Annotated in this window: 10 protein-coding genes and 2 pseudogenes; 9 read left to right on the top strand and 3 right to left on the bottom strand. The window is 67.2% G+C overall.

What is annotated here, in order from left to right; translation table 11 throughout:
• The 5 genes and pseudogenes from RT123_RS07190 to phoB all read left to right on the top strand — a co-directional run.
• Nucleotides 1–293, top strand: a pseudogene (locus RT123_RS07190) (phosphate ABC transporter permease subunit PstC); the annotation flags it as partial.
• Nucleotides 286–1,590 carry a phosphate ABC transporter permease PstA gene (pstA, locus tag RT123_RS07185; protein WP_313008542.1) on the top strand — a complete coding sequence of 435 codons (1,305 nt, stop codon included), beginning with the start codon at nt 286–288 and terminating at the stop codon, nt 1,588–1,590. The pseudogene RT123_RS07190 and the gene pstA, both read left to right, overlap by 8 nt.
• A gap of 4 nt (nt 1,591–1,594) precedes the next feature.
• Entirely contained in the window at nt 1,595–2,542 is a 948-nt protein-coding gene (pstB, locus tag RT123_RS07180) for a phosphate ABC transporter ATP-binding protein PstB (protein ID WP_313008541.1), read from the top strand.
• 4 nt (nt 2,543–2,546) lie between these two features.
• Nucleotides 2,547–3,272: a phosphate signaling complex protein PhoU gene (gene phoU, locus RT123_RS07175; RefSeq protein WP_017505976.1), complete on the top strand. Its 726-nt coding sequence runs from the start codon at nt 2,547–2,549 to the stop codon at nt 3,270–3,272.
• 20 nt (nt 3,273–3,292) lie between these two features.
• Entirely contained in the window at nt 3,293–3,985 is a 693-nt protein-coding gene (gene phoB, locus RT123_RS07170) for a phosphate regulon transcriptional regulator PhoB (protein WP_313008540.1), read from the top strand.
• 40 nt (nt 3,986–4,025) lie between these two features.
• Here the strand turns inward: phoB and RT123_RS07165 are convergent, their stop codons facing one another.
• Complete coding sequence (locus tag RT123_RS07165) at nt 4,026–4,949, bottom strand: Hsp33 family molecular chaperone (RefSeq protein ID WP_313008539.1); 924 nt, start codon at nt 4,947–4,949, stop codon at nt 4,026–4,028.
• A 187-nt stretch (nt 4,950–5,136) separates the two neighbouring features.
• Between RT123_RS07165 and RT123_RS07160 the strand changes: the two genes are divergently transcribed.
• The 4 genes and pseudogenes from RT123_RS07160 to RT123_RS07150 all read left to right on the top strand — a co-directional run bounded on the left by RT123_RS07160 (nt 5,137) and on the right by RT123_RS07150 (nt 9,606).
• Nucleotides 5,137–5,676 (top strand): hypothetical protein, encoded by a 540-nt coding sequence (locus tag RT123_RS07160; protein WP_055755006.1) that lies wholly within the window; start codon nt 5,137–5,139, stop codon nt 5,674–5,676.
• Between the two features lie 120 nt (nt 5,677–5,796).
• Nucleotides 5,797–6,324, top strand: a pseudogene (locus RT123_RS15740) (HAD-IB family phosphatase); the annotation flags it as partial.
• A gap of 117 nt (nt 6,325–6,441) precedes the next feature.
• Nucleotides 6,442–7,689: a phosphoglycerate dehydrogenase gene (serA, locus tag RT123_RS07155; protein ID WP_409514899.1), complete on the top strand. Its 1,248-nt coding sequence runs from the start codon at nt 6,442–6,444 to the stop codon at nt 7,687–7,689.
• A gap of 114 nt (nt 7,690–7,803) precedes the next feature.
• Nucleotides 7,804–9,606 carry an autotransporter domain-containing protein gene (locus RT123_RS07150; RefSeq protein WP_313008537.1) on the top strand — a complete coding sequence of 601 codons (1,803 nt, stop codon included), beginning with the start codon at nt 7,804–7,806 and terminating at the stop codon, nt 9,604–9,606.
• Nucleotides 9,607–9,628: 22 nt separating this feature from the next.
• Here RT123_RS07150 and RT123_RS07145 read toward each other — a convergent pair whose 3' ends face one another.
• Both RT123_RS07145 and RT123_RS07140 read right to left on the bottom strand, forming a co-directional pair.
• A complete protein-coding gene (locus RT123_RS07145) occupies nt 9,629–10,192 on the bottom strand; it encodes a GGDEF domain-containing protein (protein ID WP_313008536.1) in 564 nt (187 codons plus the stop codon).
• The coding region (locus tag RT123_RS07140; protein ID WP_313008535.1) for a hypothetical protein at nt 10,189–10,430 on the bottom strand (242 nt) is incomplete at its 5' end. The genes RT123_RS07145 and RT123_RS07140, both read right to left, overlap by 4 nt.

Here is a 10,430-nt window from a genome sequence, read left to right as displayed (position 1 = left end):
CCGCGCTGCCGGGCATCGCCGGCGCCCTGCTGCTGGCGGTGTCGCGCGCCATCGGCGAGACCATGATCGTGACCATGGCCGCGGGCCTGGCCGCCAACCTGACCTTCAACCCGCTGGACACCGTCACCACCGTCACCGTGCAGATCGTGACCCTGCTGACCGGCGACCAAGAGTTCAACAGCGCCAAGACTCTGTCCGCCTTCGGCCTGGGCCTGACCCTGTTCCTTGTGACCCTGATGCTGAACATCATCGCCCACCGGATCGTGCAGACCTATCGGGAACAATATGACTGACGCGACCCCCGATCAGATCGACGGCGCGGCCGCCAAGGGACGTCTCGACCGCCTGCGTGCAGGTCTGAAGCGTCGTCACGCCAAGGAAACGCGCTTCAAATGGTATGGCCGCCTGGCCATCGCGGCCGCCATGCTGTTCCTGGCCGTGCTGCTGGTCCGCATCGTCGAGCAGGGCCACACCGCCTTCTACACCCACACCGTCACCGTGCCGGTCTTCATGGACCCGGAGCGTGTGGACCGCGCCTACCCGCAGGGCTCCAACTTCGAGCAACTGGCCGCCGAGCAGCAGCTGGCCCGCATGGGCATTGCGGACGACGCGGCCGGGACCAAAGCCGCGCAGATGAAGCGGTTGTTCTCGTCGGAGCTAAAGTTCGTCGCCGCCGATCTGGTGGCCAAGCGCAGCGAAGTCATCGGCGAGACCGTACCCCTGGCCGTGCCGCTGTCCGACGACGCCGATCTGTATCTGAAGGGCGAAATCTCCAGGGAGACGCCCGAGGATCAGCGCCGCCTGACCGACCAGCAGATCGCCTGGCTGGACCGGATGCAGACCGAAGGCGTGATTGGCTCGCACTTCAACACGGCTCTGTTCACCAACGGCGATTCGACGCAGCCGGAACTGGCGGGCGTCTTGGGCGCCGTGGTCGGCTCGGCCCTGATGCTGATGGTCACGGCCCTGATCGCCATTCCGCTGGGCGTCGGCGCGGCCATCTGGTTGGAAGAGTTCGCGCCCAAGAACAAGCTGACCGACATCATCGAGGTCAACATCAACAACCTCGCGGCCGTGCCGTCGATCGTCTACGGCCTGCTGGGTCTGGCCTTGTTCATCAACTGGATGCATCTGCCGCGCGCCAGTCCGATCGTCGGCGGTTTGGTCCTGGCGCTGATGGCCCTGCCGACCCTGGTCATCGCCACACGTTCGGCGCTGAAAGCCGTGCCCCCGTCGATCCGCGAGGCCGCCCTGGCCATGGGCGCATCCAAGACCCAGACGGTGTTCAGCCACGTCCTGCCGCTGGCCATGCCCGGCGTCATGACCGGCGCCATTATCTCGATGGCCCACGCCCTGGGCGAGACCGCGCCGCTGCTGCTGATCGGCATGGTCAGCTTCGTGCCGGGCGTGCCGCACGCCATCGACCAGCCTGTCGGCGCGCTGCCCTCGCTGATCTACATCTGGGAGAACGCCTCGGAGCGGGCCTTCCACGAACGCACCGCTGCGGCGATCATCGTCCTACTGGTCTTCATGATCATCATGAACGCGGCGGCCATCATCCTGAGGCGGCGCTTCGAGCGTCGGTGGTAAGAGAATGAAATTCCGTATTTTCCGCTCCGCCGAGGACCAGACCGGCACCGGCTCGATCGATCCGACCGAAGCACCGCGCATGGGCGGTCATATCCTGCCCGAAATCGCCCCGTCCAAGGGCGCAGCCGCCGAACCGCGTGTCGAGGACGCTACGCCCCGGTCGGGCCCCGCCGTGATCGACAGCCCGCCCGTCGGTCCGATCAAGATCGCCGCGCGCGACGTCTCGGTCTTCTATGAGGGCAAACAGGCGCTCTACGACGTCTCGTTGGATATTCCGGACAAGACCGTCACGGCCCTGATCGGCCCGTCGGGCTGCGGCAAGTCCACCTTCCTGCGGACCATGAACCGCATGAACGACACCATCGCCGGGGCCAAGGTCACGGGCCGTATCGCCATGGACGGCGAGGACATCAACGACCGCTCCATCGACCCGGTGCTGCTGCGCGCCCGCGTCGGTATGGTGTTCCAGCGTCCGAACCCCTTCCCGAAATCGATCTACGAAAACGTCGCCTACGGACCCAAGATCCACGGCCTGGTGTCGTCCAAGGCCGAGATGGACGAGGTCGTTGAAAAGGCGCTGAAGCGCGCCGGCCTGTGGGAAGAGGTCGCCGACCGCCTGCAATCGTCGGCCATGGGACTTTCGGGCGGTCAGCAGCAGCGTCTGGTCATCGCCCGCGCCATCGCCGTGAACCCCGAAGTCATCCTGATGGACGAGCCCTGCTCGGCGCTGGACCCCATCGCCACGGCGCGGATCGAGGAGCTGATCGACGAACTGCGTGAGCGGTTCTGCATCGTCATCGTCACCCACTCGATGGCCCAGGCCGCGCGCGTGTCGCAACGCACCGCCTTCTTCCACATGGGCCGTCTGGTCGAGACCGGAGACACGGAAGACATCTTCCAGAATCCGCGCGAACGGCGCACGCTCGACTACATCACGGGACGCTTCGGCTAATCCGATGAACCAGCACACCGTCAAAGCCTATGGCGACGAACTGAACCAGATCACGGCCGAGATCGCCCGCATGGGCGGTCTCGCCGAGGCCCAGGTTGCGGACGCCATCGACTCCGTCGCCCGGCGCGACATCGCCCTGGCCCGCGCCGTGGTCGAACGCGATCTGAAGCTGGACGCCCTGCACCGCGATATCGAGAAGAAGGCGATCCGCCTGATCGCCCTGCGCCAGCCGGTCGCCAGCGACCTGCGCCGCACCCTGGGCGCCATGAAGATCGCCACCGATCTGGAGCGCACCGGCGACCTGGCCAAGAACATCGCCAAGCGCGCGCTGATCTTGGCCGAAGCCCAGCCGATGCAGCCCCTGACCCGTTCGATCGAGCGGATGGGACGGCTTGTCTCGACCCGCCTGCGCGATGTGCTGGACGCCTATACGGCCTCGGAACTCGATCGCGCCGTCGCGGTCTGGCAGACCGACGACGAGGTCGACGAGCATTACAACGCCCTGTTCCGCGAACTGCTGACCTACATGATGGGCGATCCGCGCACGATCGGCGCCTGCACCCATCTGCTCTTCATGGCCAAGAACCTGGAGCGGATCGGCGATCACGCGACCAACATCGCCGAGACCGTTCACTACGAGATCACGGGCGAGGACATCGTGGGCGAACGCCCGCGCGCCCAACCCACGGCTGAGGATTCCGATCCGACGCCGAACCTTTCGACGCACTGACCCGAGACCGGAGACCCGACGTGCAGCCCTATATCCTTGTGATGGAAGACGAGGACGCGCTGGCGACCCTTCTTCAGTACAATCTCGAAAAGGAAGGCTACGACGTCGCCGTCGCCGCCGACGGCGAGGAGGGCATGCTCCAGATCGACGAGCGTTTGCCCGATCTGGTGTTGCTGGACTGGATGCTGCCCAAGCTGTCGGGCATCGAGGTCTGCCGTCGCATTCGCGGCAAGGCCGAGACCCGCAACCTGCCGATCATCATGCTGACGGCGCGCGGGGAGGAGAACGACCGGGTTCGCGGTCTGGACACCGGCGCCGACGACTATCTGACCAAGCCCTTTTCGATGGTCGAACTGATCGCCCGCATCCGCGCCGTCCTGCGCCGCATTCGTCCGGGCCTGGCCGACGACCGCCTGAACCATGGCGATATCGTTGTCGATCGCGTCTCGCACCGGGTGAAGCGCAACGGCAAGGAGGTCCATCTGGGCCCGACCGAGTTCCGCTTGCTGGACCACTTCATGCAGCACCCCGGGCGGGTGTTCAGCCGCGAGCAGCTGCTGGACGCCGTCTGGGGCTCGGACGTCTATGTCGAGGCCCGCACCGTCGACGTCCACGTCGGTCGCCTGCGCAAGGCCCTGGCCATCGCCGACGAAAGCGCCAACCCCATCCGCACGGTCCGCTCGGCGGGCTATTCGCTGGATTTGGAAGGCTAAGGTCCAAAAAAGGGCGGCTCCCGGAGCCGCCCTTTTTAAATTAGATCTGCTCTGCGACCACTTCGTCGGGGTCCAGCGCATAGACCGTGGCGCAGTATTCGCAGGTGACGCGGATCTTGCCGTCGTCTTCCAACATGTCGGCGCGCTCGGCGGGATCGAACGAGGCCAGGACCGAGGCGATCCGTTCGCGCGAGCAACGGCAGACGGCCGTCAGTTCTCGCGCGCCCTCCAGCCGCACGCCGTCCTCGTGGAACAGACGGAACAGCAGCGTCTCGGGCGAGATCGTCGGATCGACCAGCTCGTCATCCCCCAGCGTGCCGAACAGGGCCCGCGTGCGGTCCCAGACCTCTTCGGTCGAACCGCGTGCCTCGTCGCCGGCGATGATCTGGATCATCGCCCCGCCGGCGCGCCATTGCGATCCGGCCTCGGTCTGAACCTGGCCGACGGCCAGGCGCACCTTGGTCGGCACCTGTTCCGACTGCTGGAAATAGTGTTCGGCGGCCAGCGACAGGCTCTCGCCTTCGATCGGCGTGATCCCTTGGGTGCGCTCGAAATCCGGGCCGCGATCCAGCGTCATGATAAAGACGCCCTGGCCCAGAAGCGATCGGGCGCCGGGACGTGCGAAGCCCTGCGACGCCTCGGCCACCTCGGCCTCGTCGTAGCGGCAATAGCCGCGCAGTGAGCCGTCGGTGCCATAGTCGGCGACGACGTAGCGCACGGGGCCGTCGCCCTGGGCCTGGACCAGCAGGCGGCCCTCGAACTTCAGGCTGGAGCCGATCAGGGCGGCCAGTGCGCAGGCCTCGCCCAACAGGGCGGCGACAGGCTCGGGATAGGCGTGGGCGGCCAGGATCTTGTCGATGGTCGCGCCCAGGCGAACCAGGCGGCCGCGCACGGGCCAGCCTTCGATCTGGAAGGCGGCGGCCAGATCGTCGGAAACGGAAGTGTTGGACGCGTGATCGGTCACGGCGAGGTCCTTTGGGGCGTCATTTCGGGATCGCGGCTATGTAGGCGCCCGCGGGCGGCTTGATAAGGGGGCTAATCCGCCCGGTCTGGGGGAGGGCGACGGAACCGATTTCGGCGCGGATCGCTCTTTTGGCTCAAGCGGAGCCGTCGCTCCGTTCATGACGCCAATAACTGAAGAGGTTCCGCCGATGATCCGCGATATCGATCCGATCGAAGAGATTCGCAAACACCCCGGCATCACCGCCGGCAGCCTCCTCGCGGTCGCGCTCGGCGCCGTCGCCGTCGTCTATCTGACGCAACGCAGCGGCCCCACCCGTTACCAGCGCATCAAGTCGCGTATCGACCCGCGCGGCTGGGTCGACACGTCCGAACTGCGCGACCGTTTCCATGACGCCGTGGACGCCTTCCGCCACCGGGCCGAGGATGTCGGTGAACGCGCCGGCGCACTTTCGCGCGACGCCCGCCACCGCGCCGCAGACACCGCCTATGACGTGCGCGACCGCGCCGACGACTGGTTCCGTTCGGCCCGCAAGGACGGCAAGAAGGCGCTGAAGAAGCATGGCAAGACGGCGCGCCGCTATGCTGACGACGCCGGTCAATATGCGCGTGACCACGCCCGCGAAGGCGGCGCCCTTCTGGCGGTGGCGACCATCGCCGCAGCCGTCGGCGCAGCGGTTCTCGAAAGCCGTCGTCCCGACAGCCACGTGCGTCGCATCGCCCGCTTCTGACATTTTCGTGTCGCCCGCCCGGTGAAAACTGCGGCGGGCGGCAAACTTTTAGCGCATCTGCCCCAGTGAGCAGCATCGCTCGGCTTTGCCGCAGGCGCGAAGGCCGCTAAGACGCCGCCCATGAGCGCGCGCCCCACCCTGATCTTCGACTTCGATTCGACCCTGGTCGATTTCGAAACCCTTGAGGCCCTGGCCGACATCGCCCTGGCGGACGCGCCGGGCGCAGCCGATACGCGCGCTCAGATCGCCGCCCTGACCGACCACGCTATGGCCGGAGACATCGAGTTCGGCGAGGCTTTGCGCCGCCGGCTGGCGCTGCTGCCGCTGACCCGCGCCCATGTCGCGGCCCTGGCCCAGAGCGCGTCAGACCACCTGACGGCGTCTGTGCGGCGCAATCTGAACTTCTTCCAGCAGAACAAGGGTAAGGTCGTCATCCTCTCCGGCGGCTTCCGCGAGGTGATTGCGCCCGTCGCCGAAGAGCTGGGCGTCTCTACCGATCGCGTGCTGTGCAACGATCTGATCTATGACGCCGACGACCGCGTGGTGGGCGTTGACGACGCCAACCCCTTGTCGCACGCCAACGGCAAGCCGACCGCCATTCACGGCCTGAATCTGTCCGGTCGCGTCGTCATGGTGGGCGACGGCTGGAACGACGCCGAGGTCAAGATCGCGGGCGCCGCCGACGCTTTCTACGCCTTCACCGAGGTCGTGCGCCGCGCGCCGGTGGTCCAGGTCGCCGACGCCGAGGCCGCGTCGCTCGACGAGGTGCTCCATGCCGAAGGCCTTGTCGGCCGCTGGTCCTTCCCGCGCAGCCGCATGAAGATGTTGCTCCTGGAAAACATCCACCCCGCCGCCGTCGAGCGGCTGGAAGAGGCGGGCTATTCGGTCGAAACCCAGAAGGGCGCGCTGGACGAGGACGATCTGATCGCGGCCATCAAGGGCGTCCATGTCCTGGGCATCCGTTCCAAGACCACGGTCAGCCGCCGCGTGCTGGAACAGGCCGACCGCCTGATGGCCGTCGCGGCCTTCTGCATCGGCACCAACCAGATCGACCTGGACGCGGCCTCGGATCACGGGGTGGCGGTGTTCAACGCCCCCTATTCGAACACCCGCTCGGTGGTCGAGCTGGCCATCGGCCTGATGATCGTCCTGATGCGCGACGTGGCGGACAAGTCCTCGGCCATGCACGTCGGCAAGTGGAACAAGTCCGCCACCGGCTCAAAGGAACTGCGCGGCAAGACCCTGGGCATCGTCGGCTACGGCGCGATCGGCAGCCAGCTGTCGGTCCTGGCCGAAAACTTGGGCATGCGGGTGCTGTTCTATGACCTGTCGGAGCGCCTGGCCCTGGGCAATGCGCGCCGCATGCGCTCGCTGGACGCGCTGCTGGCCGAAAGCGACGTGGTTACCCTGCATGTCGATGGTCGCAAGGAGAACGCCAACATCTTCGGTGCGGCCCAGTTCGCCCGGATGAAGGAAGGCGCGCTGTTCCTGAATCTGGCGCGCGGCCATGTGGTCGATGTCGGCGCCCTGTCCCAGGCGATCGGCTCGGGCCGGGTCGCCGGCGCCGCCGTCGATGTCTTCCCCGAAGAGCCGCGCACCAACGCCGACCCCTTCGAGAGCCCGCTTCAGGGCCTGCCCAACATGATCCTGACGCCGCACATCGGCGGCTCGACCGAAGAAGCGCAGGAGGCCATCGCCGAGTTCGCGGCCGAACGCCTGCTGGGCTATCTGAACCGGGGCGACACGACCTTCAGCGTCAACCTGCCCAACGTCCAGCTCTCCGACGTTTCGGGCGCGCACCGCATCCTGCACATCCACAGGAACCAGCCGGGCGTCCTGGCCGAACTGAACCGCGCCCTGGCGTCGGCGGGCCTGAACATCCTGGGTCAGCACCTGAAGACGGACGAGCGCACGGGCTATGTCATCACCGATGTGGACCGCGATTACGACCCGGAGGCGCTACGCGAACTCAAGATGGTGCCGGGCACGCTGAAGTTCCGCACGTTGCAGTGATACGTCGCTCGCAAATATCTTCTCAAAGCTGACCTCGCGGCATCTTGCGCTCTGCGCGAACTGGCGCATCCTCACGTCGAACGGCCGCGCAACGACGGCTGCGGGAGGAATTTCATGTCACGCTTCATCACCGGCGGCGCCGTCGCCGCTCTGGCGCTCGCCGCCTGCGCCTTTGCCGGCTCGGCCTCGGCCCAGACCTACAACCGTCTCGTCGTCTTCGGCGACAGCCTCAGCGACAACGGCAACCTGTTTCTGATCTCGGGCGGGACCCAGCCTCCGTCGCCGCCCTATGCGCGCCGTTTCTCGAACGGGCCGACCTTCGTCGAACTGCTGGGCTTCAACGCCGCCAACTTCAACGGCTCGGTCACGGGCAGCATCAACTACGCCTTCGGCGGCTCGCGCACCGACGCCTCGGCCGGTGTGCCGTTCGGCATGCTGAACCAGCTGTCGCGCTACACCGCTGCGGGCGGCCGGTTCAGCTCGACCGACTTGGTCAGCGTCCTGGGCGGCGCCAACGACATCTTCCAGGGTCTGCCCGCCGCGGGCGCTTCCGCCAGCCCGGTCGCCGCCATCACCCCGGTCGCAACCACGGCCGCCGCCAACATCAACAGCCTGGTCAACACTGTAGCGGGCGCGGGGGCCGGGACCATCCTGGTCACCAACCTGCCCAAGCTCAGCCTGACGCCTCAGTTCCGTGGCACGACCGCCGCGCCTCTGGCCGACTTCGCCGTCACTACCTTCAACACGGCGCTTCAGACCAATCTGACCGCCACGGCCGCCGCCCGCCCAGGCAGCAACATCATCATGATGGACCTGTTCAAGATCGGTGACACCCTGGCCGGCAATCCGGGCCTGTTCGGCATCACCAACATCACCCAGCCCTGCTTCAACGGCGTGACGGTCTGCACGAACCCGGACAGCTACTTCTATTTCGACGGCGTCCACCCGACCGCGGCGGGCCATCGGATCATCGCCCAACTGGCGACCGACTACCTCTACTATGGCGACATCGGCGCCCAATCGACCCTGCAGGGGGAGACGGCCTATCGTCACCGCGAGGACGCCCTGGACGCCGCCGGCGAGGCCCTGTCGGGTCGCCAGCCGTGGGAGGCCGGCGTGTCCGTCACCACCTCGGCCCTGATCGACAGCGTCGACACCGACGCGCGCGGCTCGGTCACCAGTTCGTCCAGCGACGGCTGGGGCGCCCGTATCGCGCTTGAGGCCGGCCCCTCGGCCAACTGGCGCTTTGGTCTGGCCGGCACGGCGCGCAACACCGACGTCGAAAGCCAGGCGCTGCAGTTCAACGTCGAGAGCTTCGGCCTGGACGTCTATGGCGGCTGGCGCTCGGGCGATGTCTTCGTCAACGCCGCCGTCGGCGTGGCGCGCGACAACATCGACGACATCGAACGCACCACCAGCCTGGCGCCGATCGTCCACACCGCCGAAACCCGCGCCCTCAGCAGCGGCGCGCGTCTGCAGGGCGGCATGTGGTTCGACATGGGCGGCGTCGCCCTGTCGCCCCGTGCGGGCCTGGCCTATGTGTCCAGCGACGTGGACGGCTATTACGAACAGGGCGTCGGCGCCCAGTATCAGTACGGCGATCGCACCGTGAAGGCCCTGACCGGCGAGGTCGCCCTGCGCGCCGAGGCTGAAATGGGCGGGTTCGGCCTGTTCGCCGAAGGGGGCTACCGCGACGCCCTGGACGACAGCTCCGATCCGGTGCGCGTCGGTCTCTACAACAACCCGGCCCAGGTGCTTTCGCGCGAGATCGACGATCCGTTCGGCGGCCAGTTCCTGGCCTCGGCCGGCGTCGAGGGTTCGCTCGGCCCGGTCAAGGTGACGGTCGGCTATCGCGGCCGCTTCGGCGACCACGCCGACAGCCACATGGGCGGCATTCAGCTGAAACTGCCGCTTTAAGCGGCAGGGGCGGGAAGGGGCCTCAGCGCCCCTTCTTCCTCACCCACATGGCGGCGTCGGCCTCGGTCAGCCACACCTGGGCGTCGGTATGGCCGTCCCAGGCGCGCACCCCGAAAGAGCCGCCCAGTTCAGTCTTCTGGCCGTCCCAGACGAAGCCTTCGGTCTTCAGAGCCTCGGCCAGCTGACGCGCCTTGGCCCGGCCCTCTTCATAGCCCGCGTGCAACATCAGCAGGGCGAACTCGTCGCCGCCCAGCCGGCCGACTGCGTCCGACTCACGCAGATTGGCCAGGAACAACTCCGCCACCGCGACCAGGGCCGCATCGCCGGCCGCATGGCCAAGGCTGTCGTTGACGCTCTTGAACCCGTCCATGTCCAGATACAGCAGCACCGCCGGCACCCCGTGCCGCTGGCAATAGGCCATGGTCCGCTGCATCGCCGTGATGAAGCCGCGCCGGTTCAAAGCGGGGGTAAGCACATCGTGGTCGGCGGCGGCCTCGGCGGCCGCGGCGCGCGTCTTCCACGCTTCCAGCTCGACGCGCAGGCGCGCGATCTCGGCGGTCAGGTCGTGTTCGGCCACGTCGGTCACGGCGCAGGAATGGCTCCGAAGGCGCGACTCAGTCTGCGTCGCGCGGTCGAACGATGGTAGAGCGTGATCCGCCGACATTGAAGGCCGACATTACGGGCCGACGCGGCTGAAATCACGGTGTTGCGGTTGCGGGCGTCACCCGCGTGCTGTAACCGGCGCCTTTCCGCGAGGGGCCTTGCAGACATGGCGACTTCCGAAACCCCGGTGGCGATCATCATGGGCAGCCGGTCCGACTGGC

This window comes from Brevundimonas vesicularis, assembly GCF_032067225.1.
Lineage (GTDB): Bacteria > Pseudomonadota > Alphaproteobacteria > Caulobacterales > Caulobacteraceae > Brevundimonas > Brevundimonas vesicularis_F.
This window is presented reverse-complemented; position numbering and strand designations above follow the sequence as displayed.

What these genes read in the sequence shown, in the direction of transcription:
- pstA (WP_313008542.1), top strand. Translation starts at nt 286, where the DNA reads ATGACTGACGCGACCCCCGATCAGATCGACGGCGCGGCCGCCAAGGGA.
- pstB (WP_313008541.1), top strand. Translation starts at nt 1,595, where the DNA reads ATGAAATTCCGTATTTTCCGCTCCGCCGAGGACCAGACCGGCACCGGC.
- phoU (WP_017505976.1), top strand. Translation starts at nt 2,547, where the DNA reads ATGAACCAGCACACCGTCAAAGCCTATGGCGACGAACTGAACCAGATC.
- RT123_RS07160 (WP_055755006.1), top strand. Translation starts at nt 5,137, where the DNA reads ATGATCCGCGATATCGATCCGATCGAAGAGATTCGCAAACACCCCGGC.
- RT123_RS07150 (WP_313008537.1), top strand. Translation starts at nt 7,804, where the DNA reads ATGTCACGCTTCATCACCGGCGGCGCCGTCGCCGCTCTGGCGCTCGCC.